General features: G+C 56.9%; 21 protein-coding genes. 12 read left to right on the top strand and 9 right to left on the bottom strand.

Annotated elements, in window-relative coordinates; translation table 11 throughout:
• Positions 1–268 precede the first annotated feature (268 nt).
• From moeA to PGH32_RS02945, 3 genes are all read left to right on the top strand, one after another.
• The gene (moeA, locus tag PGH32_RS02955; RefSeq protein WP_337893142.1) at positions 269–1,504 is read left to right on the top strand and encodes a molybdopterin molybdotransferase MoeA; all 1,236 of its coding nucleotides are present in this window, start codon (positions 269–271) and stop codon (positions 1,502–1,504) included.
• 1 nt (position 1,505) lies between these two features.
• Entirely contained in the window at positions 1,506–2,270 is a 765-nt protein-coding gene (gene moeB / locus PGH32_RS02950) for a molybdopterin-synthase adenylyltransferase MoeB (RefSeq protein WP_337893141.1), read from the top strand.
• Between the two features lie 97 nt (positions 2,271–2,367).
• Positions 2,368–3,918: a sensor domain-containing diguanylate cyclase gene (locus PGH32_RS02945; protein ID WP_337893140.1), complete on the top strand. Its 1,551-nt coding sequence runs from the start codon at positions 2,368–2,370 to the stop codon at positions 3,916–3,918.
• Positions 3,919–3,953: 35 nt separating this feature from the next.
• Here the strand turns inward: PGH32_RS02945 and PGH32_RS02940 are convergent, their stop codons facing one another.
• From PGH32_RS02940 to mntR, 7 genes are all read right to left on the bottom strand, one after another.
• Positions 3,954–5,546 carry an ABC-F family ATPase gene (locus tag PGH32_RS02940; protein WP_314419947.1) on the bottom strand — a complete coding sequence of 531 codons (1,593 nt, stop codon included), beginning with the start codon at positions 5,544–5,546 and terminating at the stop codon, positions 3,954–3,956.
• A 149-nt stretch (positions 5,547–5,695) separates the two neighbouring features.
• Positions 5,696–7,186, bottom strand: coding sequence for a sugar porter family MFS transporter (locus PGH32_RS02935; RefSeq protein ID WP_314419949.1), 1,491 nt, complete (start codon positions 7,184–7,186; stop codon positions 5,696–5,698).
• Positions 7,187–7,740: 554 nt separating this feature from the next.
• Positions 7,741–9,291, bottom strand: coding sequence for an efflux transporter outer membrane subunit (locus tag PGH32_RS02930; RefSeq protein WP_337893139.1), 1,551 nt, complete (start codon positions 9,289–9,291; stop codon positions 7,741–7,743).
• 1 nt (position 9,292) lies between these two features.
• Positions 9,293–10,861, bottom strand: coding sequence for a DHA2 family efflux MFS transporter permease subunit (locus tag PGH32_RS02925; RefSeq protein ID WP_337893138.1), 1,569 nt, complete (start codon positions 10,859–10,861; stop codon positions 9,293–9,295).
• A complete protein-coding gene (locus PGH32_RS02920; protein WP_443112763.1) occupies positions 10,858–11,997 on the bottom strand; it encodes an HlyD family secretion protein in 1,140 nt (379 codons plus the stop codon). The genes PGH32_RS02925 and PGH32_RS02920 overlap by 4 nt, the downstream gene beginning before the upstream one ends.
• Before the next feature lie 110 nt (positions 11,998–12,107).
• Entirely contained in the window at positions 12,108–13,223 is a 1,116-nt protein-coding gene (locus PGH32_RS02915; protein ID WP_337893136.1) for an SLC13 family permease, read from the bottom strand.
• Positions 13,224–13,247: 24 nt separating this feature from the next.
• Complete coding sequence (gene mntR / locus PGH32_RS02910) at positions 13,248–13,700, bottom strand: manganese-binding transcriptional regulator MntR (protein ID WP_314419957.1); 453 nt, start codon at positions 13,698–13,700, stop codon at positions 13,248–13,250.
• 517 nt (positions 13,701–14,217) lie between these two features.
• Here mntR and PGH32_RS02905 point away from each other — a divergent pair.
• A complete protein-coding gene (locus PGH32_RS02905; RefSeq protein ID WP_337893135.1) occupies positions 14,218–15,798 on the top strand; it encodes a phosphoethanolamine transferase in 1,581 nt (526 codons plus the stop codon).
• Between the two features lie 74 nt (positions 15,799–15,872).
• Here PGH32_RS02905 and ompX read toward each other — a convergent pair whose 3' ends face one another.
• Positions 15,873–16,382: an outer membrane protein OmpX gene (gene ompX, locus PGH32_RS02900; RefSeq protein ID WP_105593511.1), complete on the bottom strand. Its 510-nt coding sequence runs from the start codon at positions 16,380–16,382 to the stop codon at positions 15,873–15,875.
• A 364-nt stretch (positions 16,383–16,746) separates the two neighbouring features.
• On the opposite strand from ompX, the gene rhtA reads away from it, so the two are divergent.
• The 6 genes from rhtA (at position 16,747) to ybiO (ending at position 23,521) form a co-directional block, all read left to right on the top strand.
• Positions 16,747–17,643, top strand: coding sequence for a threonine/homoserine exporter RhtA (gene rhtA / locus PGH32_RS02895; RefSeq protein ID WP_314419962.1), 897 nt, complete (start codon positions 16,747–16,749; stop codon positions 17,641–17,643).
• 354 nt (positions 17,644–17,997) lie between these two features.
• Positions 17,998–18,501 (top strand): DNA starvation/stationary phase protection protein Dps, encoded by a 504-nt coding sequence (gene dps / locus PGH32_RS02890; protein WP_314419963.1) that lies wholly within the window; start codon positions 17,998–18,000, stop codon positions 18,499–18,501.
• 401 nt (positions 18,502–18,902) lie between these two features.
• A complete protein-coding gene (gene glnH / locus PGH32_RS02885; RefSeq protein WP_314419964.1) occupies positions 18,903–19,649 on the top strand; it encodes a glutamine ABC transporter substrate-binding protein GlnH in 747 nt (248 codons plus the stop codon).
• A 90-nt stretch (positions 19,650–19,739) separates the two neighbouring features.
• Positions 19,740–20,399: a glutamine ABC transporter permease GlnP gene (gene glnP, locus PGH32_RS02880; RefSeq protein WP_314419965.1), complete on the top strand. Its 660-nt coding sequence runs from the start codon at positions 19,740–19,742 to the stop codon at positions 20,397–20,399.
• Positions 20,396–21,118: a glutamine ABC transporter ATP-binding protein GlnQ gene (gene glnQ, locus PGH32_RS02875; protein ID WP_123332347.1), complete on the top strand. Its 723-nt coding sequence runs from the start codon at positions 20,396–20,398 to the stop codon at positions 21,116–21,118. The genes glnP and glnQ overlap by 4 nt, the downstream gene beginning before the upstream one ends.
• Positions 21,119–21,250: 132 nt before the next feature.
• Positions 21,251–23,521, top strand: a complete 2,271-nt coding sequence (gene ybiO, locus PGH32_RS02870; RefSeq protein ID WP_337893134.1) for a mechanosensitive channel protein — start codon at positions 21,251–21,253, stop codon at positions 23,519–23,521.
• Positions 23,522–23,601: 80 nt separating this feature from the next.
• On the opposite strand, the gene rlmF is transcribed toward ybiO, so the two are convergent.
• Positions 23,602–24,531, bottom strand: coding sequence for a 23S rRNA (adenine(1618)-N(6))-methyltransferase RlmF (rlmF, locus tag PGH32_RS02865; RefSeq protein ID WP_314419969.1), 930 nt, complete (start codon positions 24,529–24,531; stop codon positions 23,602–23,604).
• A gap of 93 nt (positions 24,532–24,624) precedes the next feature.
• On the opposite strand from rlmF, the gene PGH32_RS02860 reads away from it, so the two are divergent.
• Positions 24,625–25,257: a flavin reductase family protein gene (locus tag PGH32_RS02860; RefSeq protein ID WP_337893133.1), complete on the top strand. Its 633-nt coding sequence runs from the start codon at positions 24,625–24,627 to the stop codon at positions 25,255–25,257.
• A 114-nt stretch (positions 25,258–25,371) separates the two neighbouring features.
• Positions 25,372–25,911 carry a PadR family transcriptional regulator gene (locus PGH32_RS02855; protein ID WP_314419971.1) on the top strand — a complete coding sequence of 180 codons (540 nt, stop codon included), beginning with the start codon at positions 25,372–25,374 and terminating at the stop codon, positions 25,909–25,911.
• The last annotated feature ends 392 nt before the right edge of the window (positions 25,912–26,303 follow it).

The following is a 26,303-nucleotide window of genomic DNA, read 5'->3' as shown; positions in this document are numbered from 1 at the left end:
GATTATTTATCCTGTCTGTTAAATCAGCATGAAAAACACCGGGTTAGCTGGTATTTTTTGAGAAAATACCGTTTTGACTATAGGTAGCATACCTGAGGTTGTAAAGCGGAAAGTTCGCACCCTGATAATAACCAATGGTTCTAACTTAGCTTCATTTCTGACTTTTACATCTCCGATTTCACCGTGCGTGACCCTGTTGCTGAATCGCGCCATAATACCGCCATAAGCATTTCGGCCCGCTCCACGCGGCACGAACCGAGGAAACTATATGGAAGCGTTTACATCGGGACTGATCTCCCTCGACGATGCTCTGAGCACTATGCTGAGCCGCATTACCCCCATTACTGAAAGTGAATATTTACCGCTGCCGCAGGCGGCAGGACGCATCAGCGCAGCGCCGGTCATTTCACCCATGGCCGTTCCCCCTTTTGATAATTCTGCCATGGATGGCTATGCCGTTCGCCTGGCCGATCTGGCCTCCGGTGCACCGCTGCCCGTGGCCGGTAAAGCCTTTGCCGGATCGCCGTTCAGCGGTGACTGGCCGGCCGGGAGCTGCATCCGCATTATGACCGGTGCGCCGGTACCCGCAGGGTGCGAGGCGGTGGTCATGCAGGAACAGACCGAGCAGCGCGGGGATGGCGTGGTCATCACCGCCGGGGTCAGCGCCGGGCAAAACATCCGCCGGGCCGGGGAAGATATCCGCAACGGAAGTGACGTGCTGGCCGCCGGCGTCCGGCTCGGTGCTGCCGAACTGCCGCTGCTGGCCTCGCTGGGCATTGCCAGCGTGCAGGTGCTGCGGCCGCTTCGCGTGGCAATTTTCTCTACCGGTGATGAACTCCAGTCACCGGGCCAGCCGCTCGCCGCGGGGCAGATTTACGATACCAACCGCTTTGCCGTGCATCTGATGCTCAACAAGCTGGGCTGCGAGGTTATAGACCTGGGCATTATTCGCGACGATCGCGATGCGCTGCGGGCCGCCTTTAATGAGGCCGATGCCCGCGCCGATGTGGTGATCAGCAGCGGCGGCGTCTCCGTCGGCGAAGCCGATTACACCCAGCGGATGCTGGAAGAGCTGGGCGAAGTGACCTTCTGGAAGCTGGCGATTAAGCCGGGGAAACCGTTCGCCTTTGGTCGGCTGAAAAACAGCTGGTTCTGCGGCCTGCCGGGTAACCCGGTGTCCGCCATGCTGACCTTTTACCAGCTGGTGCAGCCGCTGCTGGCTAAACTGACCGGGCAGAGCGGCCCTGCTCTGCCGCCGCGCCAGCGGGTGCGCTGCGCCGATGCCCTGAAGAAATCTCCCGGCCGCCTCGACTTCCAGCGTGGCGTCCTGTTGCGTAACGCGCAGGGAGAACTGGAGGTGAAATCGACCGGGCATCAGGGTTCCCACGTGTTCAGCTCCTGGCATCAGGCCAACTGCTTTATCGTACTTGAGCGCGAACGCGGCAGCGTGCAGCCCGGTGAATGGGTTGAGGTCGAGCCGTTTAACGCGCTGCTGGAAGGCTGATATGCATCCAGAACTCAGCGACGAAGAGATGCTGCGCTACAACCGCCAGATTGTGCTGCGCGGTTTTGATTTTGAAGGCCAGGAACGGTTAAAGGCGGCCAGCGTGCTGGTGGTCGGCCTGGGCGGGCTGGGCTGCGCGGCCAGCCAGTATCTCGCCGCCGCGGGCGTTGGTCATCTGACCCTGCTCGACTTCGACCATGTTTCCCTGTCGAACCTGCAGCGGCAGGTGCTGCACGGCGAGGCACAGCTGGGCATGGCGAAAGTCGAATCCGCCCGTGCACGGCTGGAAGCCATTAACTCTCAAATCCGCTACCGCACCATGAATGCGCAGCTTGACGATCGCGAACTGGCTCAGCTGATTAGCGAACACCAGCTGGTGGTCGACTGCTGCGATAATGTCGCCACGCGTGAACAGCTTAACCGCCTGTGCTTTGCCAGCAAAACGCCGCTGGTGTCCGGCGCGGCGATTCGCATGGAGGGCCAAATCAGCGTGTTTCGCTGGGGCGACAGCGAGCCATGCTATCGCTGCATCAGCCGGCTGTTTGGCGCGGCAACGCTGAGCTGCGTGGAGGCCGGGGTGATGGCCCCGCTGGTCGGGGTGATCGGGTCGCTGCAGGCGATGGAAGCCCTGCGCGCACTGACCGACTACGGCAGCCCGGTCGCCGGTCAGCTACTGCTGTACGATGCCATGACCCTGCAGTTTCGCACGATGAAAGTCGCCCGGGATCCCCACTGTGAAGTCTGCGCAAATCGCACACCGACGTAGACGCTTTTCGTTATTTTTACGGAGTAAAAACAAGCGTTTCGGCTGGCAGAACCTATAATAAAGCATGACCGCCCCGGTGGCAGGAAGGATGACGTAAATGATTGCAGACCAGCACGCTGTGACCTCTCACTCCAGTAAGCTTTCGTTACGTCAGCTGATGATTATTTTTTTGCTGGCGATTGTGAGCGTGGTGATCCTGATCAACGGCTGGCTAATCTGGAATTCATGGCAGCGGACCATCACCTCAGCGCAGGATGACGCGCACAATCTTTCACAGTCACTCTCACGACAGGCGGAAGACACCTTCCTGCAGGTGGACCTGACGCTGCAGGACGTCAGCGACCGTATCTCGCTGATCGGGCTTAATCAGGAACAGCACGGCTATCTGCGCGAGTTGCTCAGCTCACGCACCGATTCGTTACCGCAGCTTAACGGCATGGCCATTTATGATGCGCAGGGTAACTGGCTGGTCACGTCAAAGGGCAATATCCCCAGGCAGATTAATAACAGCGATCGGGAATACTTCCGCTATCACCAGACCCACAACGACGCCCGGGTGCATATTGGCAAGGTGATCCGCAGCCGTGCGACCGGCGATCTGGTGATCCCGGTTTCATTACGCCTGAATAACAGCGATGGTTCTTTCCGCGGCATTCTGCTGGCATCGGTGAATCTCAGTTTTTTTAAAACCGTCTACGGCTACTACAATCTCGGCCGTCATAACGTGCTGGCCCTGATGCTCAGCGACGGCACGATCCTCTATCTGCGCCCCTACATTGAGAGCGCAATCAACCGCAATATCTCCGACAGTCCGCTGTTCACTACCCTGCTGAAAAACGCCTCCAGCGGCACCGCCGTATACAAATCCGCGCTGGACGGTAAAGAGCGGGTCTTCGGCTACTCGGCCCTGCAGCGATATTCGCTGGTCACCGTCGCCGGCTATGATAAAAGGCAGCTGATGCGCGGCTGGTTCTCCACGCTGAGCGTCTATATTGCGCTTTGTACCATTCTGCTGCTGGTGATTTTCCTGCTGGGCATGCTGGTGCTGCGGCATATCAGCCTGAACCTGAAAAACCAGCAGGAGCTGGCCGCCGTGCGCGACCGGCTAACCGCCATGAACCGGACGCTGCAGACCCTGGCGCTGGTTGACGGCCTGACCGGGCTGGCTAACCGGCGTCAGTTCGATCTCTATCTGCAGCACAGTATCGATCGGGCGAACAAATTACAGGTCCCGCTCGCGCTGCTGATGATTGACGTCGACGCGTTTAAGGCATTTAACGATACTTACGGCCATCCGGCAGGCGACGACTGCCTGAGGAAAATCGCCGACGCGCTGGCCCACCTGCCCCACCGGCCGGATAATCTGGTCGCCCGCTACGGCGGTGAAGAGTTTGCGATTATTCTGCCCGGCTGCGATCGCGATATGGCCTATCGTTTCGCCCAGCAGGCGCTTGAGGCGATTACCGCGCTGAACATTCCTCATCAGCACAACAGCGGTGGCCAGCAGGCGGTCTCGGTCAGCGTTGGGCTGCATGTGATGACGCAGGAAAATCAGGCGCTGTCGCCGCAGGCGTTAATTGCCGGGGCGGATCGCGCGCTATACGCGGCGAAAAATGCGGGGAAAAATCGGGTGGCGGAGAACAATTAGGCGTGGGCCAGAAGCATCTGGCCCACGAAAGCACGTTAGACGATGCCCTGGCTGCGCAGGTAATCTTCGTAGTTGCCGGTAAAGTCGGTGAGCTTGCCCGGAGACATATCAATCACGCGGGTTGCCAGCGAGCTGACGAACTCACGGTCGTGAGAAACGAAGATCAGCGTTCCTTCGTACATTTCCAGCGCCATATTCAGCGCTTCGATGGATTCCATATCCAGGTGGTTGGTTGGTTCATCCATAATCAGGATATTCGGTTTCTGCATCATCAGCTTACCGAACAGCATACGACCCTTTTCCCCACCGGAAAGCACTTTAGCAGGCTTCTTGATGTCGTCCTGGCTGAACAGCAGACGGCCGAGGATGCTGCGTACTGCCTGCTCGTCGTCCCCTTCCTGCATCCACTGGCTCATCCAGTCAAACACGGTGAGATTGTCGCTGAAGTCATGAGCATGGTCCTGCGCATAATAGCCAATCTGCGCGTTTTCAGACCATTTAACGGTTCCGGAATCCGGAGTCAGCTCGCCGACCAGCGTTTTCAGCAGGGTGGTTTTACCGATACCGTTCGGCCCAATGATCGCCAGCTTCTCACCGACTTCCAGCAGCGCGTTCAGGTTTTTAAACAGCGGACCGTTGTCGAAACCTTTGGTCACGGCTTCAAGGGTCAGCGCGTTACGGAACAGCTTTTTATCCTGCTCAAAGCGGATAAACGGGTTCTGGCGGCTGGACGCTTTCACTTCATCCAGCTTGATTTTATCAATCTGCTTGGCGCGAGAGGTTGCCTGACGGGATTTCGAGGCGTTGGCGCTGAAGCGGCTGACGAAGGACTGCAGTTCATTGATCTGCGCCTTTTTCTTGGCGTTATCCGACAGCAGACGTTCACGCGCCTGGGTGGCGGCCGTCATATATTCGTCGTAGTTGCCCGGATAAACGCGCAGTTCACCGTAGTCCAGATCGGCCATATGCGTGCAGACCATATTCAGGAAGTGACGGTCGTGCGAGATAATAATCATGGTACTGTTACGCTCGTTCAGCACCTGCTCCAGCCAGCGAATGGTATCGATGTCCAGGTTGTTCGTCGGTTCGTCAAGCAGCAGGATTTCCGGGTTAGAGAACAGCGCCTGCGCCAGCAATACGCGCAGCTTCCAGCCGGGTGCTACTTCGCTCATCGGGCCGTAATGCTGCTCCAGCGGAATACCCACGCCCAGCAGCAGTTCACCGGCGCGCGCTTCCGCGGTGTAACCGTCCATTTCGCCGTACTGCTCTTCGAGGTCGGCGACCTTATAGCCATCTTCCTCGCTCATTTCCGGCAGCGCATAAATAGCATCACGCTCTTCCTTCACCGCCCACAGTTCACCGTGGCCCATGATCACCGTATCCAGCACGGAATACTGCTCGAAGGCGAATTGATCCTGGCGCAGCTTACCGATACGTTCGTTCGGATCGATGGAGACGTTACCGGCAGAAGGCACCAGATCGCTACCAAGAATTTTCATAAAGGTGGACTTACCGCTGCCGTTGGCACCGATCAGACCGTAGCGGTTGCCGCCGCCGAATTTGACAGAAATGTTTTCGAACAGCGGCTTACTGCCAAACTGCATGGTGACGTTGCTGGAAACTAGCACAGGATAGCCTTTATTTTACGTAGTGAGGATGTGAGTCAGCGCGCATTATGCCAAAAACGGCGCGGCGAATACAGTGCGCTGGTGCGGCAGGCGGCAGAGGTCATCACGTTGAGGGCGTAAAAAGGCCGGGCGATTGCCCGGCCGGAAGCTTAGTGGCTTTCCGCTTTGTTCTTTGCCGGGGCCGGCGTTGCGGCCTCATCCTCTTTACTCAGCCAGTCGTGCAGATAATGTTCAATCTGCTCCAGGCTGCGGTTACGGGTTTCCGGCACGCATTTAATCACGAACAGCGCACCGCAGACGCCAATCAGACCGAAAATAAAGAAAGCGCCGGAAAGGCCCACGCTTGCCAGCAGCAGCGGGAAAGCGAGTGAAATAAGGAAGTTGGCAATCCACATCGCGAACACCGCACCGCCCATAAAGACGCCGCGCAGGCGGGTCGGGAAGATTTCAGATAGCAGCAGCCAGGTCACCGGAGACAGCGCCCCCTGCTGGAAGCTTAAAAACATCAGCATGCCCAGCAGCACCATGTAACTGCGCAGAACATCCACTTCACCATTGAGGGTTTCCGGCATGAAATAGCTGACCGCGCCGATAAAGAACAGGCAGGCGGTGCAGCCAAACTGGCCGATTTTCACCAGCGTGCGGCGGCCAAGACGCCCCAGCAGCCAGATGCCAACAAAGGTCATCAGCACCGAGATAGCGCCGTTGGCAATAGTGGCGAACAGCGCGGCGTCGGTGCTCATGCCCACCGCTTTCAGCATGGTCGGCGCGTAGTACATGATGGTGTTCACGCCCGACGTTTGCTGAATAACGGCAATGCCCACGCCGATCAGAAACAGCTTAAACAGCCAGGGCTTTTTCAGCTCGCGGACGCTGGAGCGCGTTTGCTGGCGGTCCTCTTCTTCCAGCGTTTCGGTAATCTCCTCCAGCTCCCACTCCACGTCTTCCTTCGCACGCGTGCGCTCCAGCACCTTACGTGCTTCGGCCAGCCGCCCTTGCATCGCGTACCAGCGCGGCGTGTCCGGCATAAACATCATGCCAAACCACAGCAGCACCGCGGGAACCGTGGCAACGAACAGCATCCAGCGCCAGGTATCATGCCCGCCCCAGGCCGCGTTAAACCCGGCGTTGGAGATGTAGGCCAGCATCTGACCGGAAACGATCATCAGCTCCTGGATCGTCACCAACTGCCCACGCTTGTTGGCGGGCGCAATTTCCGCGATATAAACCGGTACGGTTGCCGACGCGCCGCCGACGGCAACGCCCAGCACCACGCGGAAGAAGATCATCCACTCCACGTCAGGGGCCAGCGAGGTGCCGATCGAACCCATCGCGAAGATTATCGCCAGGGTGATGATGATCTTTCTGCGCCCGACCGCGGCGGCGAAATGACCGGAGAACAGTGCGCCAAACGCCGCACCAAACAGCAGTGAGCTGGTGACCAGTCCGGTAGTGAAGGGAGTAAGGTGTAACTCGTCGCCCATAAACAGCAGGGCGCCGGAAATAACGCCGGTGTCATAGCCAAACAGCAGGCCACCAAGCGTAGCGATGGCGGCAATCACTTTCACGAGGGGTTCCGTTTTGGTGTTGCTATTGGGACCTGATGCCCGGTTAGCGCTTATATATTGTTCTTTTGCCATAGTGACTACAAAGACCTCTTAACGACCTGGTTGGTAAGGGGACAGAGCGGAAAAACTCAACCTTGTTTTAACAACAACCGCCTGCATGACCAATTTAGATCATTTTTTTCATTTTTATTAACAATGAAAATTAAATTTTGAGGCAGCGATCTCATTACTCCCTTTATTTTGTGACGCAAGACTCATTAATTCGCTTTCAGGGTTGAACTGGTGAGGTAATATGCCTGCCGTTTCATTTCATATCATGAAAAAAGAGAATTTAAATTTCATAAATAATATCCATGATAGCTATCTATCATTCAGGCATTCATTTAAATCCCAGCCAAAATAGATTTAAAAAACCTTAAAATCAATACGTTATGCTAATGATGTTTTATTTATCATTACATCATCATCGCTCTCATCGTTATCCATCCGGGTGAGCGTTGCGATAGATAACCGGAGTTAATACAGGGGGTAAATCTGCCGGGTGATAAACATTGAGGAAGCGGCATCGGGAATGGCGTAGTACGAAGAGGAGTGAGCCCCCGAATGGAGGCTCGGCAAAAGCGATATTACTGCGGGGTTTCCGCCGGGCCAAATACGGAATATTCCGGCAGGGTGACATCCTGATAATTCTCCCAGCCGCCGCCCAGCGCTTTATACAGCGCCACCAGGTCCAGCCCGGTCTGCACCCTCGCCTGCTCGGCCTGCTGCTGCGCCTGCGCCAGCTGGCGCTGGGCGTCGAGCGCTTCAATAAACGAAGAAATCCCCTGTCGATAGCTGTCGCTGGCCAGATTGAACGCCGACTGCTGCGCCTTCACCGTTTCATCCAGCCCGACCACCTGCTGCTGATCGCTGCGGTAGCTGACCAGCGCGTTTTCCACATCCTGCAGCGCGGTCAGCACCGTCTGCCGGTAGCCCAGCGCGGCGCTGGCCTGCTGCGCACGCGCCACTTTCACGCTGGATACCAGCCGCCCTCCCTGGAATATCGGGATAGAGACGGACGGGCCGTAGCTGTAGAAGTGGCTGCTCCAGTTGTCCAGGTAGCTGGCATCGCTGTTGCGCATGCCAAACTGGCCGGTCAGCGACACGCTCGGGAACAGTTCGGCCACCGACACGCCGATATTCGCCGTAGCGGCGTGCAGACTGGCTTCCGCCTCGCGGACATCAGGGCGGCGACGGGCCAGCGTGGCAGGGATACCGACCGGCACCACCTGCGGCAGCGCAGGGAACGCTTTGCTGGCCGCCAGTTCACCATCCAGCGCGCCGGGCACCCGCCCGGTCAGCACCGCCAGGCCGTTCATCGCCTGATGGATCTGCGCCTGATACTGCGGCAGCTGGGAGCGCAGCAGGTTGTACTGGGCACGAGCGTTCTCCACGTTGGTCTGCGGTGCCAGCCCGTTGCGCTGCTGGCTCTGGGTCAGCTCCAGCGTCTGCTGCGCCACGGCAATCTGCGTTTCCAGCGTCGCGGTGATCGCCTGCGCGCCGCGCAGCTGCAGATAGGCCCTGGCCACTTCCGCCTCCAGCGACACCAGCGCGTCATTGCGGTTTTCTATCGACTGCTGCTGCTGCGCGCCGGCCATTTCGACCTGACGGCGGACTTTACCCCACATATCCAGCTCCCAGGAGGCATCAAAGCTGCCCTGGTAGAGGCCAACGGGTTTAGACAGGCTGTCCAGCACCGGTTTCAGGTCAGTGTCGGTATCAACCTGATCCAGGCGATCGTAGGCCCCTTCGGATTCCAGCTCGCCCTTGATGCCTAGCTGCTGCCGGGTAAATCTGGCGTTGCCGTTAACCGAGGGTGCCCAGGCACCGCGCGCCTGGCTCAGCTGCTGGCGCGCGCCGGCAATGCGCAGTACCGCCTGCTGCAGCGACAGATTGCCGGCAATCGCCCGCTCAATCAGGCTGTCCAGCTGCGGATCGTTAAAGGATTTCCACCAGCTGGCGTTCACCGCCGTCGCCTGCGGGCGCGATGCGCTGCCCGACTGCATGCTGTTAAAGCTGGCCGGCGTGGTGGGTTTGGGAACCTGATAATCAGGGCCAACGGCACAGGCGCTCAGCGCCAGCACTGCGGCCACCAGCGCTGCCGTTCGCGAACGGGCCGGAGGGAAATAAACGTGCATCTCAGTGTGCTCCCGCACTGCCTTCGCTCTTAATCGGCGACAGCAATAGACAAAATGGAATCAGGATCAGGGCCACAATGCTCAGGCCCATAAAGACGTCAATATAGGCGAGGAACCTCGCCTGCACGATCATCTGCTGGTAGAGCTGCCCGGTTGCAATGGTGATGGGATCGCCCGCCATATGGACAAAGTCGCGCACGCCCTGCGCCCAGCGCTCTACGGCAAGATTGAACGGCTCGTTGAGCGGCGTCATGTTGTGCACCATCTCCGCGCTCCGCGCCTGGGTTCGCTCGGTTATCATCGCCGTGGACAGCGAAATACCGATGGAACCGGCCACGTTACGGAACATGGTAAACAGCGCCGAGGCGTCGGCGTTGAGCCGCTGCGGGATAGTGACGAACGCAATGGTAGTCAGCGGCACAAACAGGAAGCCCAGCCCGATGGTTTGCGCGCTGCGCATCATCACCAGCGTGGTGAAGTCGATATCCGGGGTCAGCGTGGCCGAATAGATAAACGACAGCATCAGCAGCGTGAAGCCGAAGGCGATAATCAGCCGGGTCTGTATCAGCGGCATCAGCTTCAGCACCAGCGGGATCGACAGCACGATCAGCACCGCCCCCGGCGACAGTACCAGGCCGGAAAGCGTGGCGGTATAGCCCAGATCCTGCTGCGCCAGTTGGGGGATCACCACCGAACTGCCGTAGAGTATCGCCGCCATTCCGGCCATCAGCAGCCCCGCCACCGCAAAGTTACGGTCCTTCAGCACGTGCAGATCGACCACCGGTTTTTTGGCATACAGCAGCCAGTAGATCGCGCCAACAATACCGGTCAGCGCCAGCAGACCAAAGGTGACGATAAAGCTGGAGTTGAACCAGTCTTCATCTTCACCGCGATCCATCATTACCTGCAGGCAGCCCAGCCCAAGGGTAATCAGGCTGATGCCGATATAGTCCACGCGCAGTTTGCCCTTCGCCCACTTGCGCTCCCACGGCGGATCTTCCAGCAGCTGATAAATCGCCAGCACGCTGAGGATCCCCACCGGGATATTGATAAAGAACACCCAGCGCCAGCTGTAGTTGTCGGTGATCCAGCCCCCCAGCGTCGGGCCCATGACCGGTGCGACGATCACCGCGATGGAAGAGAGGCCGAACGCTTTGCCGCGATCTTCCGGTTTGAAATAATCCAGCAGCACCGACTGCTGCACCGGCTGAAGGCCACCGCCAAAGAAGCCCTGCATCACACGAAACAGAATGATTTGCCACAGTTCGGTGGCAATGCCGCAAAGGAACGAACAGACGGTGAACATCACAATACAGATCAGGAAGAACTGCTTGCGCCCCAGCAGGCGGCTGAGGAAGGCAGAAATCGGCAGCACGATGCCGTTGGCCACCAGGTACGAGGTCAGCACCCAGGTGGATTCGTCATAGCTGGCTGAGAGCGAGCCCGCCACGTGCGGCAGGGCCACGTTGACGATGGTGGTATCCAGGATTTCCATGAATACCGCCAGCGTGACCGTCATGGCCACCAGCCAGGGGTTACTGGACGGCTTCCAGCTCTGGCCGGGGGTCATTCCACCGTCACCTTCGGCTCAACGGAGAGGCCAATCGGCAGCGGGTGATTCGGATCCAGCCCCCTGTCGATAACGATTTTAACCGGAACGCGCTGCACGATTTTCACATAGTTACCGGTGGCGTTTTCCGACGGGAAGGCCGAGAAGCGGGAACCGGAACCCATCTGCACGCTGTCGACGTGCCCTTCAAGCTTCAGATCCGGCCACGCATCCACGCCGATTTCCACCTTATCGCCCGGCTTCATGCGCCGCAGCTGCGACTCTTTAAAGTTAGCGACGATCCACACCTCCGGCGACACCAGCGAGAACAGTGAGGATCCCGCCTGCACCAGCGTGCCCACCTGCACATTACGCTTGGTGACAAAGCCATCGTACGGCGCGCGCACTTCGGTGTATGAGAGATTCAGATTGGCCACGTTGAGCTGCGCCTGCGCCTGTTCAACCTGGCTCTGGCGGGCTTCAACGTTGGTCTCCTGCTGGCGAATTTGCAGAGCCACCTGCGAGGCCACTTCCACCTGCGCTTTGGCATTTTCCAGCTCCGCTTTCGCGGATCGCAGCTGGGCGCTGGCAGAATCAATATTGCGCTGCGAGGTGGCGCGCGGATCGACGTTACGCTGACGTTTATCGTCAGACAGCGCATTGACATAGTTGGCCTCTGCGCGTGCCTGCTGCGCCAGCGCCTGATCTTTTTGCGCCGGATACTGCACCTTCGCCAGGCTGAGCTGCGCCTGGGCCTGATGCAGCTGAGCCTGGGCCAGACTGAGCTGTGCCTGCGCCTGCGCCTGCTGTGCGGTGGTATCGCGCGGATCGATCACCACCAGCAGATCGCCCTTCTTCACCCGCTGGTTGTCTTTCACCCTGAGCTCGGTCACATAGCCTGAGGTTTTCGGTGAGATAGTCACGGCGTCCGCCTCGGTAAAGGCGTCATCGGTGGTTTCAATATTACGGGTAGTCAGCCAGAACCACAGCGCAATCACCAGCATCACCACCACCACTATCGCGAGGATAATCAGCGGTTTTTTGCCGGGCCGTTTGCGGGGAGTGTCGTTGTCATCGTGGTTCGGGGATTGCTGGTCGTGCTGATGAGCGGTCTCATCAGTCGATGCTGAAGTCGTTTGATTAGCCATAGTTCCCATCAATCAGAAGGTGCACTCAAAATTAAGTCGCAATGAGTCAGTCTGATTTAAACATAAAGCGTAAATTGACAATTACCAGGCTTTCTTGACGAAACCAGGCTGCCCGGGGTTCAGGCAGCACGAATAATCAAAAGAAGGATCCAGCCGCTGACCAGCGCCCACAGCAGCATCGGCACGGAATAAAGATGGAAATGCCACCAGATGCGGCGATCTTTCGCCATTCTCAGCGCGATAAGGTTAGCCAGCGAACCCGGTAATAAACCGAAACCGCCGATATTCACCGCCCAGGCCAGCAGCGCCGAAGGCGGCAGGCTGCTCAGCAGCAGGATGGTCGTGGGGACATTGCTGATAATCTGCGACAGGCCCGCCGCCAGCAGAAACTGCCCCAGCTGCGGCAGCTGGCCGACGGCGTGCAGGGAGGACTGCAGAACCGGGAGCCGGGTCAGCAAAAACACGTCGACAAACATGGCGATAAACACCACCAGCAGGCTCCAGTCGATGGTCAGCAGAATACGCCGGGCCATCAGCAGGAAGACGACAAACACCAGGCCTAATCCCCAGATCGCCAGATCCTGTTCCAGCGCCGCAATAAACAGCGCATAAAGCAGCGCGCTGACGATCAGCAGAGGCCGCTGCCAGCGGGGCTCCTCCTCATGCTGATGGCGTTCAATCGGCCGGGCGGGAAAGCAACAGACGGTCAGCAGCAGCAGACTCACCAGCATCAGCACCGCCAGCGGCAGCATCTGCCAGATAAACCCGCCGAAGCCCAGATCGCCGTGACGCCACAGCAGAATATTTTGTGGATTGCCGATCGGGGTCAGCAGCGATCCCGCATTCACCGCCAGCGCTTCAAAGATAATCAGCCGCGCAATCGGCAGCGCCGAATATTTCCGCAGCGAAAGCGTCAGGGGCACGAGGATAAACAGCGCCACATCATTGGTCAGGAACGTCGACAGCAGCGCGGCGGCGGCCACCAGGAACAGCGCCAGCTGGCGCTGATGGTGAAAGCCCTGCACCAGGCGACGGCCCAGCGCATCGAAATAGCCGCTGGCCTCAATGCCTTTGGTCAGCATTAACAGGCCACACAGGGTGATCATCGTCGGCCAGTCAACCGCTCGGGGCAGTTCGGCCAGGGAGAAAGGAACAAAGCAGGCCAGCAACAGGCCCAGAACCACTAACAGATGCAGAAAACGATCGTGCAAAAAAGGCCTGAGCAGGGTTGTCATGCTGGCTCGCAGAGTTGGAGTAGATTACTGACGGCTTTCACTGAACTTCTGGAAAATAGCCAACGTCTCATCGCTGACGTGATGCTCAATGCCTTCGGCATCGCGGCGGGCGGTATCCGGGCTGATACCTAACGCCAGCAGGAATGTCTCAACGATGTGGTGACGTTCACGGCTCTGTTCCGCCAGCGTTTCGCCTTCCGGGGTCAGGAAGACGCCACGATAGGGCACCTGCTCCACCAGACCTGCGGTTGCCAGGCGCTTTAACATTTTTGCCACCGTTGGCTGTGAAACCCCAAGACGGGCAGCCATATCAACCTGCCGCGCCTCACCGAACTCGCGGATCAGATCGGAAATCAGCTCAACATAGTCATCGATTAATTCACGGCGATGGGCTTCACGTACCTGGCGGAAGCCTTCGACATGCTCTTCAATATCTTTCAGTGGCGCGGGCACTGCTACTTTTGCGCGACGACTCATTCAGCTTCCTCTTATTATCAACCCCTGCTTTTTAACAGCGTGCAGCGGTCTGTTCGACTGACATTGTAAACGAAGCTCAAAGAAGCACAAAATTTAGCGTATTAGCTCTGGCTATGGGATATAGCCTGTGCTATATCTGTTGATAATTCGTTCATACCCTGACTGTTGGAGGGGCTTAACATGAGAGTACCATTACTGTTGAAACTGCTCTGTCGTTCTCCGTTTACCCTGCGGCTGATGCTGCTTGAAATGCTGCTGAATAACAGGCCGGCAACCCCGGCCTCTTAAACCCTGCCCCGTCCGTATTCATTTTGTATACTGCTTCACATAACTTATTCATATTGCTGGTTGCCTTCCGCCAAAACAACGACTATCTTCCCAGCCTTTCGTAAAGAATGCAGGCCGATCGGGTCCCTCCCTTCCCCAGCCCCCCCATTTCTGACGAGCTGTATCAGGCGGTCTGCCACTTCAGTCAAGCTGAAGCGGTGAGCTATAGCATTTTCTAAAAGAATTGAGTATGAACCTGACCCTACTGAAAACCGCTTCGGTAAGCCGTTACCGTGGCTGGCTGAGCCCGTATACCGGGCTGTATTTGCTGCTTTCTTTTATGATTAACCAGGCATTTGGCTACGTTCTGGAATGGCTTTATCTTCTGGCCTTTACGGCGCTATTGATGCTGCTCGCCCGCGTGCTGCCGAAGGGGCAAAAAGCCCTGCTGGTACTGACCACGCTGATTGCCGGTTTCTATTATCCCTTTGGTCAGGTTTATGGCCCGCCCAATTTCAACACCCTGCTTGCTTTGCACGCCACCAATGCGGAAGAAGCCAGCGAGGTGCTGATGATTTTTCCGCTGCACGACTATGCCATTGGCCTGGCGATTATCGCCGCCGGTTTACTGTCGCTGAGGCGCAAACCCGAGCCAAAAACAAAGTGGGGGCATCGTGAAAGCGCCTGTCTGGCTTTCGTCGTGGTGGCCTGGCTCACCCAGCCGGTGCTGAATCAGCTCACCGGCGGCGTGTTCAATCTGAAAGATGCCGGTTATCCGCTGGTGCGCTTCGTGAAGGATACGGTTGAAAGTAAAGTGTCGGTGGATAAAGAGATCGACCGCATGAACCAGCTTGCCACGCTGCAGGATGACTGGCACCTGCTCAGCGTCAAACCCGATCGGCAGGTTTACGTCATTGTGATCGGTGAAAGCGCACGCCGTGACGCGATGGGCGCTTTTGGGGGGCGCTGGGATAATACCCCGTTTGCCAGCCAGCTCAGCGGCCAGTTTTTCAGCCAGTACACCTCGGCAGCCTCCTCCACCCAGAAATCACTGGGCCTGACGCTGAACCAGGTCATTAACGGCCAGCCGCAGTACCAGAACAATATTATCAGCCTTGCGAACCGCGCGGGCTTTGATACCTGGTGGCTGTCGAATCAGGGGCAGATTGGGCAGTTTGATACGCCGATTGCCAGCATCGCCCGCCGCGCGAAGACGGTGCATTTCCTCAAGCAGGGCGATTTTGAAGCGGATAAAAACACGCGGGATGAAGATCTGCTGGGCTTTACCGCAGCGGCGCTGGCCAGGCCGGTGGAAAAACCGCGCCTGCTGGTGTATCACCTGGTGGGGTCGCATCCAAAAGCCTGCGATCGCACCCGCGGGCGCTTCGTTGAGCACCTTCACTCCAGCGAAACCTCCTGCTATCTTTACAGCATTACGCAAACCGACGGCTTCCTCAACCAGCTGTGGCAGCAGCTGCACGGTAGCGGGCTGAGTTATTCTTTGATGTATTTCTCCGACCACGGGCTGGCTTTTAAGGAAAAAGGCACGCGCAACGAGTATCTGACTCACGACGACAAGTATCGTCAGAACTTCGAGGTGCCGATGTTTATCAGCTCCAGCAACGACAGTCGCCATCAGATGATGACCCAGCCGCGTTCCGCCAATGACTTTTTACTGCTGTTTTCGCAGTGGACCGGCATCCGCGCCAGAGAGATTAATCCCACCTACCGTTTTGTCTCAAACGATAAGGGCCCGGCGATTCAGGTCACCAACTTTGCCCTGAAGCGTCTGCCGTTCAGCCAGCTCGGGCAGGATCCTTTCGCTAAGTAACGGCCAAAAAAAATCCGCCCCGAAGGGCGGATTTATCAGCGCAGATTCGCAGATGCGAACCGGGCACAGGCAACTTAGAAGCTGTAGCCTACGCCAGCAGTCCAGGTACCCACGTCAACGCTGCGGATACGGCTCTGCTCGTAGCCCACGTCCAGAGCAACGTTCTGGATTGGGTTGAACTGCAGACCTGCACCGTAGGAGAAGCCTACGTCGCTGGAGTCATATTTTTCACGATTTGGTTCGTTGTACTGGTATTTACCGTAGCCGATACCCACAACGCCGTAGATGCTCGCCCAGTCGTTCAGACGGTAAGCAGGACCACCGGTGAAGCCGTAGTACTGGCCCTTGATGTAATCGCCTGCGTCAGTACGATCTTTCTCGGTGTAGGTGAAAGAACCAATCCAGCCCAGTGGATCGCTACCGTTTTCGTAACGATATTTCAGGTTGAAGCCGTTAGCTTTGTTAGCAATTCCCTGGTAGTCGCTCTGCGCATAACCAGCGGTAACGGTGCTTTGTGCCATTGCTGAACCAGCAGAAACTGCCAGAACGCAAGCCAGTGCTGAAAGACATGCAATTTTTTTCATAACCACCTCAAATGTAAAAAGTACTTCTATCCTGACAACGCTAAAAATATAACAAAATATAGTGGGAAACTCCGCCCTATTTTCATTGTCTAACGAAATATTTGGTGTAACAGAAAGTTAATGGAAGTTTATATGTTATTCATTTTTCTTATATTTATGCGACATCACTCGCTATTTTAGGCCATGTAAAAAAAGGTTCATTGAGAGTAATCCTAATTGAAACCTGACAGTTCTTTACCTAACTCTTTTGTTTTCTTTAGCTTCCGTTTATTTTTTAGCGCGACACGCTGAGATTTCCGTCTCCGTTCAAGTAGACTGAATAGCGACTTACGTTAACAACGGAACATAAGGATTGAGATAAAGGATGTCCGCTCAACAGTTAAAAAATGCCGTCTGGCTTCCCGTGCTGCTCTTGCTGATTGCCATGACGTCAATACAGGGTGGCGCAGCGCTGGCTAAATCGCTTTTCCCACTGGTGGGCGCGCCGGGCATTACCGCCCTGCGCCTCGGGCTGGGCACGCTGATCCTCTGCATCGTGTTTAAACCCTGGCGTCTGCGCTTTCATCGCAGCCAAATCCTGCCGCTGATTATTTACGGCCTGTCGCTGGGCGGGATGAACTATCTGTTTTACTTATCGATCCGCACGGTGCCACTCGGCATAGCGGTCGCGCTGGAGTTTACCGGACCGCTGGCGCTGGCGCTGGCCAGTTCGCGCCGTCCGCTGGATTTCCTCTGGGTGGTGCTGGCACTGCTGGGGCTGCTGTTTCTGCTGCCGCTTGGCGAGAACATCAGCAGCGTCGATCCCGTTGGCGCGCTGCTTGCCCTGGGCGCAGGCGCGCTGTGGGCGGTGTATATCATCACCGGCAAGCGTGCCGGCAGCCAGCACGGGCCGGCCACCGCGGCAATGGGCTCGCTGATTGGCGCACTGGTGTTTGTTCCACTGGGCGTGACGTTTGCTAACAGCGGCGGCTGGGCGCTGTCGCTGATCCCGATTGGCCTGGCGATTGCCGTTCTTTCCAGCGCACTGCCCTATTCTCTTGAAATGGTCGCGCTGACCCGGATGCCCGCGCGGACCTTCGGCACCCTGATGAGCCTGGAACCGGCGATGGCAGCAATCTCCGGCATGCTTTTCCTCGGCGAGGTGCTGAGCCTGGTACAGTGGCTGGCGCTGCTGGCAATCATCGTGGCGTCTGCCGGTTCCACCATGACGTTACGTCCGGCAAAGACGAAAATCGTGCCGGTCAACGAGAGTCGGGAATAACGCACGCCTTCCCGCTTCGCCTGAACGGAGCGGGAAAGTCCTCGGTTTATTATTTTATGCAGTAACAATAAATTAACATGGCAACAATCGTTAATTATTACTTACAGAGTAAGTCGATTTTCACCCTGAAATTAAAACATTGATATAATTCAACGCCATGGCTAATTATCGAAAATAAAAATCATTCTTGTTAATATTTCCGAAATCGAAAAAAAACAAATAAACACCTGCTAAATCAACTCATCGCACGCTATTAAAGCAATAGGCACCACCGTTACTGCAGGTTTAAAAAACGGTGCTATACTTATTTCCGTAATTTAACAGGACAACCTGACCATCAAGAGGATATTAATGATGAGTACCGCTAAACTGGTTAAAGCAAAATCTTCTGATCTGATTTACACCCGTAACGATGTGGCTGAAGACGATAAAAAAGCCACCATTGAGGTGCTTAATCGTCTGGTTACCGAATTCATCGACCTGTCCCTGATCACCAAGCAGGCACACTGGAACATGCGCGGCGCTAACTTCATTGCCGTACATGAAATGCTGGATGGATTCCGCACCGCGATTACCGACCACCAGGATACGATTGCTGAGCGTGTGGTTCAGCTGGGCGGCGTTGCACTCGGCACCACGCAGATTGTTAACGACAGAACGCCGCTGAAAAGCTATCCGCTGAACATTCACAGCGTACAGGAACACCTGAAAGCGCTGGCCGACCGCTACGCGGTGGTGGCCAACGATGTCCGCAAAGCTATCAGCGAAGTGTCTGATGAAGACAGCGCCGACATCTTCACCGCGGCTTCCCGCGATCTGGATAAATTCCTGTGGTTTATCGAGTCCAACATCGAATAAACCCGCTGCGTTAATCTGACGCATTCACCACAACTGAGCAGATGGCCCCGCCATCTGCTCTTTTTTTATCCTGCACTTCAGCGCACACCCCACGCTATTCCCCCAAAAAATCAGAGCCCACTGGCAATAAATTAATCCCCTACGACACTATCTGTTGTTTTTATCCGGCAATTTGCTACAACTGCTAATGCTAGTCGGGCGACCCATTGCACCACACTGGACGAGATGCACCAAAATGACGCCCCAGAATAGTGCAACACACTGTATCGTGTCAGCACCTTTCGGAAAACTCGCATTTAACCCGCTGTTTTCCATACCATTGCAAACCTGGCATGATTCTTTCATAGGGCTGCTGGCATTTAACCGGGAAAGACGTTCCGGGAAGCGATAAGGATAAAATGATGAAGTCAATTTTTAAGGTCACTCTGGCTGCGCTGACCATGGCGTTCGCCGTGTCTTCCACAGCTGCAGATAAGAAACTGATCGTCGCAACAGATACCGCTTTTGTTCCTTTCGAATTCAAACAGGGTGATAAATATGTCGGCTTCGACATCGACCTGTGGGATGCAATTGCAAAACAACTGAATCTTGAATACACCCTGAAACCGATGGATTTCGCCGGTATCATCCCTGCGCTGCAGACGCGTAATATCGATCTGGCACTGGCCGGTATCACGATTACCGACGAGCGTAAGAAAGCGATTGAATTCTCTGACGGCTACTACAAAAGCGGCCTGCAGGTGATGGTGAAAGCCAACAACGACAGCGTGAAGGGTATTGAAGACCTGAACGGCAAAGTGGTGGCAGTGAAGAGCGGCACCGGTTCCGTGGACTACGCGAAAGAGCACATCAAAACCAAAGATCTGCGCCAGTTCCCGAACATCGATAACGCCTACATGGAGCTTGGCACCAACCGTGCTGACGCCGTGCTGCACGACACGCCAAACATCCTGTACTTCATCCATACCGCTGGCAAAGGCCAGTTTAAAGCGGTAGGCGAGCCGGTTGAAGCTCAGCAGTACGGCATTGCCTTCCCGAAAGGCAGCGACGACCTGCGTGAAAAAGTGAACGGCGCGCTGAAAACGCTGAAAGAGAACGGAACTTACAACACGCTGTACAAAAAATGGTTCGGCAGCGAACCTAAATAATAAGAGTCGAACGGCTGTACTTAATGCGGGAACGATTGTTCCCGCATTTTTCCACATCAACAAAAATGGTTTTAGATCCGGAGAATAAACATGCAGTTTGACTGGAGCGCCATCTGGCCTGCTATTCCAATCCTGCTTGAAGGTGCCAAGCTGACCCTGTGGATTTCGGTCCTGGGCCTGGTTGGCGGTGTGATAATCGGCCTCGTTGCCGGTTTTGCCCGCGCCTACGGCGGCTGGCTGTCACGCAACATCGCGCTGGTTTTCATCGAACTGATTCGCGGCACCCCAATCGTGGTGCAGGTGATGTTCATCTACTTTGCTCTGCCCATGGCGTTTAACGATCTGCGGATCGACCCGTTCAGCGCGGCCGTGGTCACTATCATCATCAACTCCGGTGCCTATATCGCCGAAATCACCCGTGGTGCGGTGCTGTCGATTAACCGCGGCTTCCGTGAAGCCGGTCTGGCGCTGGGCTTGTCCAGCCGCGAGACGCTGCGCTACGTGATTATGCCGCTGGCGCTGCGCCGTATGCTGCCGCCGCTGGGTAACCAGTGGATTGTCAGCATCAAGGACACCTCCCTGTTTATCGTCATCGGCGTGGCCGAACTGACCCGCCAGGGGCAGGAAATTATTGCCGGTAACTTCCGCGCGCTGGAAATCTGGAGCGCCGTTGCCGTTATCTATCTGATTATTACGCTGGTGCTGAGCTTTGTTCTGCGTCGCATTGAGAAAAGGATGAAAATCCTGTGATTGAATTTAAGAACGTTTCCAAGCACTTCGGTGCGACTCAGGTACTGCACGATATCGACCTGAAGATCGAAAAAGGCGAAGTGGTGGTGATTATCGGCCCATCCGGTTCCGGTAAGTCCACCCTGCTGCGCTGCATCAACAAGCTGGAAGAGATCACCAGCGGCGAGCTGATCGTTGACGGCCTGAAGGTTAACGACCCGAAAGTCGACGACCGCCTGATCCGCCAGGAAGCCGGCATGGTATTCCAGCAGTTCCATCTGTTCCCGCAGATGAGCGCGCTGGACAACGTGGCCTTTGGTCCGATCCGCGTACGCGGTGCGAAGAAAGCCGATGCTCACCGCCTGGCAAAAGAGCTGCTGAGCAAAGTGGGCCTCGCCGAGCGCGCGAACCACTTCCCTTCCGAGCTGTCCGGTGGACAGCAGCAGCGCGTGGCCATCGCCCGTGCGCTGGCGGTGAAGCCGAAGATGATGCTGTTTGATGAGCCCACCTCCGCCCTTGACCCGGAACTGCGTCACGAAGTGCTGAAAGTGATGCAGGATCTGGCGGAAGAAGGCATGACCATGGTTATCGTCACCCACGAAGTCGGTTTCGCCCAGAAGGTGGCTTCACGCCTGATCTTTATCGATAAGGGCCGCATCGCCGAAGACGGCAACCCGGACGAGTTGATCAGCAACCCGCCGAGTGCCCGCCTGCGCGAGTTCCTGCAGCACGTCTCGTGATCCTGCCGGGGCGGCGTCCGCCGCCCCGCTTTCGTCTGATTCCTAAAAACCCGCTAATGACCCGCTGCCCCCGAGGCTGGCGTCTATACTTCTCTGTTGCCGCTGAAGCTGGTGCCACAACAGGAGAACAGGATGCCCGGACTCACTTCCCCACTGCGCTATCTGTTACAGGCTTTGCTGCTGATGGTCTGCAGCACGTTTCTGTCAGCAGGCCACGCCGTGACCCTGCCCGCCGCTGCCGTCGCCGCCCAGTCGCAGCAGACGACAACCGCCGCAGAAACCGCGCCGCCTGATGCGGATGAAAAGCGCGCCGCGTGGGCCGCACTGGCCAATATTCTGGATAACGACCAGTCGCGCCAGCAGCTGATAGAACAGCTGCGCAAAGCATCAGAACCCCCGGCAGCCCCCGCCGACCCGGTCCTGACGCCGCCGGAAGAAGAGGAAGATAAAACCGTCCTGCAGAGCGTCACCGACGTCAGCCGCCAGTTCGGCGGTGAGTTCGCCTCCCGGCTGCAAACCCTGCAGCGCAATATCGTCGATGCCCCCCACAAGCCGTTTAATCAGCAGACCTTTTTCAACGCGCTCAGCCACTTTGCCATGCTGGCAGCCGCGCTGTTCGCCTTTTACTGGCTGACGCGCTGGGCGGCATCTCCGCTGTACCGGCGGATGGGGGCATGGGGACGCCGTAAGAACAGCGAACGGACCAGCTGGCTGCATCTGCCCGCGATGATCGCCGGGGCCTTTGTCATCGATCTGCTGCTGCTGGCGCTGGCGCTGTTCGTCGGGCAGATACTCAGCGACAACATGAACGCCGGCAGCCGCACGATTGCCTACCAGCAGGGACTGTTTCTGAACGCCTTTGCCCTGGTTGAGTTCTTTAAGGCCGTGCTGCGGCTGATGTTCTGCCCGCGTTTTCCCCAGCTGCGCTTTTTCCATCTTACCGACGACCGCGCCATCTACTGGAGCACCCGCATCAGCTGGCTGAGTGGCCTGATCGGCTACGGCCTGCTGGTGATTGTGCCAATCGTCTCGAACCAGGTGAATGTGCAGGTCGGCGCGGTGATCAACGTGCTGGTCATGGGGCTGGTGACGGTGTGGGCGCTCTATCTGATTTTCCACAACCGTCGCAACATCCAGCTGGAGCTGACGCGGCTGGCGGATCGCTCGCTGGCCTTTTTCGCATTTTTTATTCGCGCCTTTGCGCTGGTGTGGCACTGGCTGGCCAGCGCCTACTTTATCGCCCTGTTCCTGTTTTCCCTGTTCGACCCCGGCAACAGCCTGAAGTTTATGATGTCCGCCAGCGTGCGATCGCTGGCAATCATCGCCATCGGCGCGCTGGTTTCCGGCATGCTGACCCGCTGGATCAATAAAACCGTGGTGCTTTCCCCCGAACTCCGCCGTAACTATCCCGAACTTCAGCAGCGGGTTAACGGCTGGCTGTCGGCGATGCTCAAACTGGCGCGGGTGATCAGCGTGTTTGCCGTCACGCTGATGCTGCTGAATGCCTGGCACCTGTTCGACCTCTGGCACTGGCTCACCGTGGGGGCGGGCGAAAAGCTGGTCGATATTCTGATCCGCATCGTGGTGATCCTGTTCTTCTCTGCGGTAGGCTGGACGCTGCTCGCCAGCCTGATTGAGAGCCGGCTGGCCTCGGATTCCCACGGCAGGCCAATGCCCAGCGCGCGGACCCGCACCCTGCTGACGCTGTTCCGTAACGCGCTGGCGGTGGTCATCAGCACCATCACCATTATGATTGTGCTGTCTGAGATCGGCGTCAATATCGCCCCGCTGCTGGCCGGTGCCGGGGCGCTGGGGCTGGCGGTGTCCTTCGGTTCGCAAACGCTGGTCAAAGATATTATTACCGGCGTGTTTATCCAGTTTGAAAACGGCATGAATACCGGGGATCTGGTGACGATTGGGCCAATTACCGGCACGGTGGAAAGGATGTCGATTCGTTCCGTCGGCGTCCGTCAGGATACCGGGGCCTACCACATTATTCCGTGGTCTTCGATCACCACCTTTGCCAACTTCGTGCGCGGTATCGGCTCGTTCGTGGCGAACTACGACGTGGACCGGCGCGAGGATACCGATCGGGTCAACGCCACGCTGCAGGCGGCGGTCAGGGAGCTGCTGGAGGATAAAACCATTCGCGGGATGGTGATCGGCGAACCGTCGTTTGCCGGGCTGGTCGGCTTAACCAATCAGGCGTTTACCGTGCGCGTGTCGTTCACCACCCAGCCGCTGAAGCAGTGGACGGTGCGATTCGCGCTGGACGGCATGGTGAAAAAGCACTTCGATGCCGCTGGGATCAAAGTGCCTTACCAGACGGTGCAGGTGATGCAGAGCGGCAACGATGTCGCCGGGGCCGCGGGCGTACAGGCGGCGCTGCCCGCTCCGGAGTAGACCAGTGAAATCAATCTATCCTGCACTCTGCACCGGATAAAAAACGCCGGGGCAGAGTGTGCAGCGCAGCCACAGTCAGCTTACTTGCCCAGCAGGCGCGTGCGCTGTGGCTGTTCCATAAAGCTCCAGGCGATAAAGCGGCTTTGCTTTTGACCCTGGGCCATATCGATGGTGCGCACGGCGGCCACGTCGGCCTCTTCCAGCGCGCGCCACAGCTCCGGCAGGTTCTCACGGCGGGAAACCAGCGAGGTGAACCAGATGCACTGGCGGGCGAAATCAGCGCTTTCCGCGATCATCCGGCCAATAAACGCCTTTTCACCGCCCTCACACCACAGCTCATCCTGCTGCCCGCCGAAGTTCAGCGGCGCATTGCGGTCCAGCCCCAGATTACGCAGCTTGCGCTGGCTGCCTTCGCGCGCGTCGGCGGCGGAGGCGTGGAACGGTGGGTTACACATTGTGGCGTGATACAGCTCATTTTTATGAATAATACCGCCGAAGATCGTCGAACTGTCCTTCTGACGACGCAGACGAATGGCGCGGTTCAGGCCCGGGTTTGCCGCGATAATGCCGTTGGCAGCGCTCATCGCCTGCGGGTTGACCTCGGTGCCGGTAAAGCGCCACTGATACTCGCTGTGGCCGATAATCGGATAGATCAGGTTAGCCCCGCAGCCGATATCCAGCACGTTGATTTCACGCGGCACCGCGCGCTGGTTATCTTCCGCCAGCAGGTCGGCCAGATGGTGAACATAGTCCGCGCGGCCCGGCACCGGCGGGCAGAGGAAGCCTTCCGGAATATCCCAGTGGGCCAGCCCGTAGAAATGGTGCAGCAGCGCCTGGTTCAGGGTTTTCACCGCTTCCGGGTTGGCGAAATCAATCGACTCGCTGCCCCAGTTATTCACGGCAACAAACTGCGCCAGCGCCGGATGACAGGCGATCAGCGCAGCGAAATCATAGCGTCCGCGGTGGCGGTTACGCGGGTGGAGAACATTTTTCTCGGCAGGGGTTTTCATCAGTAACTCTCTTGTCAGCAGCGGCGTAAGATACCCTCTGTGCTATTAATGGTAAACATTTCCCGCTGACTTTACTCTTCATAAGGACGATTTATGTCACGATCACGCCATTCTTACCGGCCGGAACAGGGGCACGGTCTGCCCCACGACCCGCTGAATGCCATTATCGGCCCGCGCCCGATCGGCTGGATCAGCTCGCAGAATGCCGCCGGGCAGCGCAACCTCGCACCGTACAGCTTCTTTAACTGTTTCAGCTACCGGCCGCCGATTATCGGCTTTGCCAGCAGCGGCTGGAAAGACAGCGTGGCAAACATCGTTGAAACCGGCGAATTTGTCTGGAATCTGGCCACGCGATCGCTGGCAGAGGCGATGAATGAAAGCTCGGCCTCGCTGCCGCGTGGGGAAGATGAGTTCATCCACGCCGGGCTGACCGCCCTGCCCGGCACCCGGGTCAACGTCAGCATGGTGGCGGAAAGCCCGGTCAACTTCGAGTGCAGGCTCACCCAGTGCATCCAGCTGCAGGACGCGCAGGGCGGGCTGCTGGACAGCTGGCTGGTGCTGGGGGAAGCCATCGCCATTCACATCGACAGTGACCTGCTGGACAACGGCATCTACCAGACCGCCCGCGCAGAACCGATCCTGCGCGCCGGTGGCCCCAGCGCGTATTACGGCATCAGCGATGCGCAGCGATTTGACCTCTTCCGCCCCGATGCACGCGTGAAGTAGGGTCTTAACGAAACTTTTACTCTTTGCTGGCGGAATCCTCTCAAGATATATCTTGATGACTTTATTGCTCAAGATATATCTTATTTTGGTCAGCCACTAACCTGCAATGTCACCATGAAAGAGAGACTTCATCCCACTGAATTAAACGTCGATGAGTCAAAAAAGGGGAGCGACGTCGGCAAAAATCAGGTTCGCCGCGGCAAGGCCTTTACCCGCACGGAACTGGTCCTGCTGGTACTGCATTTGATACGACTGAATCCGACGCACGGATATGAAGTGATCACCTCGATCAGGGACTACTCGCAGGGCGTATACCGTCCCAGCCCCGGCGTCATCTACCCGATTCTGACCTCGATTGAAGATGAGAAATATGCCACGACCATTGAGAGCGGCGGCGGTAAAAAGCAGTATTCTCTGACCGATGCGGGCGAAGCGTTTCTCGCCCGGCATCATGAGGCGCTGCGCGACACGCTGATAAAAATGAAAAAGCTGGTGGTCAGCCAGACGCAGAAAGACCCGCTGATTGAAGAGGCGTTTGAAAAGCTGAAATTCAGCCTGCGCACGCTGACAACAAACAGAACCATTAACACCGACGAGCGTGCGGCGATTGTTGCGGCGATTATTGAAGCCAGCGAAAAAATACGGCGAATATAAAAAACCTGAGCGGATAACCTGCATGCCGGCATGCCGTAATAATAAATCCTGCCGTCAGGGTAATTAATTAACCCCTGCGGAGATCGGGGTTGTCATTAACGGACGGGTTTCTTTCGATTTAATGTAGACATGACGACAAAACTTTACACCAACCCGGCCTGAAGCCGCACCGCACAGGGAACAGGCAGGCAGAATCGACCGCAAATGCCCGAGTAATGAGACGCTTCTTAGCCGTCTTATTTTATAAATATTGACGATAACGTGAAGGTGGCAACACGCTTCGCAATCATCAAAACGATTTCATTGCGATTACTTTACCGATTAACAGCAGTACCTAAATGTTATTAAACGTATCCTGAGCCATTGCTAAATAATGATGGCTCGCCGATGTG

The sequence above is a fragment of the Erwinia sp. SLM-02 genome (assembly GCF_037450285.1).
Classification (GTDB): Bacteria; Pseudomonadota; Gammaproteobacteria; order Enterobacterales; family Enterobacteriaceae; genus Erwinia.
This window is presented reverse-complemented; position numbering and strand designations above follow the sequence as displayed.

Excerpts from the sequence above, each read along its gene's own strand:
- PGH32_RS02860 (WP_337893133.1), top strand. The coding sequence starts at position 24,625 with ATGTCACGATCACGCCATTCTTACCGGCCGGAACAGGGGCACGGTCTG.
- PGH32_RS02945 (WP_337893140.1), top strand. The coding sequence starts at position 2,368 with ATGATTGCAGACCAGCACGCTGTGACCTCTCACTCCAGTAAGCTTTCG.
- ompX (WP_105593511.1), bottom strand. The coding sequence starts at position 16,382 with ATGAAAAAAATTGCATGTCTTTCAGCACTGGCTTGCGTTCTGGCAGTT.
- dps (WP_314419963.1), top strand. The coding sequence starts at position 17,998 with ATGAGTACCGCTAAACTGGTTAAAGCAAAATCTTCTGATCTGATTTAC.
- PGH32_RS02855 (WP_314419971.1), top strand. The coding sequence starts at position 25,372 with ATGAAAGAGAGACTTCATCCCACTGAATTAAACGTCGATGAGTCAAAA.
- glnP (WP_314419965.1), top strand. The coding sequence starts at position 19,740 with ATGCAGTTTGACTGGAGCGCCATCTGGCCTGCTATTCCAATCCTGCTT.
- PGH32_RS02935 (WP_314419949.1), bottom strand. The coding sequence starts at position 7,186 with ATGGCAAAAGAACAATATATAAGCGCTAACCGGGCATCAGGTCCCAAT.
- PGH32_RS02930 (WP_337893139.1), bottom strand. The coding sequence starts at position 9,291 with ATGCACGTTTATTTCCCTCCGGCCCGTTCGCGAACGGCAGCGCTGGTG.
- moeA (WP_337893142.1), top strand. The coding sequence starts at position 269 with ATGGAAGCGTTTACATCGGGACTGATCTCCCTCGACGATGCTCTGAGC.
- ybiO (WP_337893134.1), top strand. The coding sequence starts at position 21,251 with ATGCCCGGACTCACTTCCCCACTGCGCTATCTGTTACAGGCTTTGCTG.
- PGH32_RS02920 (WP_443112763.1), bottom strand. The coding sequence starts at position 11,997 with ATGGGAACTATGGCTAATCAAACGACTTCAGCATCGACTGATGAGACC.
- PGH32_RS02905 (WP_337893135.1), top strand. The coding sequence starts at position 14,218 with ATGAACCTGACCCTACTGAAAACCGCTTCGGTAAGCCGTTACCGTGGC.
- glnH (WP_314419964.1), top strand. The coding sequence starts at position 18,903 with ATGAAGTCAATTTTTAAGGTCACTCTGGCTGCGCTGACCATGGCGTTC.
- PGH32_RS02925 (WP_337893138.1), bottom strand. The coding sequence starts at position 10,861 with ATGACCCCCGGCCAGAGCTGGAAGCCGTCCAGTAACCCCTGGCTGGTG.
- rlmF (WP_314419969.1), bottom strand. The coding sequence starts at position 24,531 with ATGAAAACCCCTGCCGAGAAAAATGTTCTCCACCCGCGTAACCGCCAC.
- PGH32_RS02915 (WP_337893136.1), bottom strand. The coding sequence starts at position 13,223 with ATGACAACCCTGCTCAGGCCTTTTTTGCACGATCGTTTTCTGCATCTG.
- moeB (WP_337893141.1), top strand. The coding sequence starts at position 1,506 with ATGCATCCAGAACTCAGCGACGAAGAGATGCTGCGCTACAACCGCCAG.
- mntR (WP_314419957.1), bottom strand. The coding sequence starts at position 13,700 with ATGAGTCGTCGCGCAAAAGTAGCAGTGCCCGCGCCACTGAAAGATATT.
- rhtA (WP_314419962.1), top strand. The coding sequence starts at position 16,747 with ATGTCCGCTCAACAGTTAAAAAATGCCGTCTGGCTTCCCGTGCTGCTC.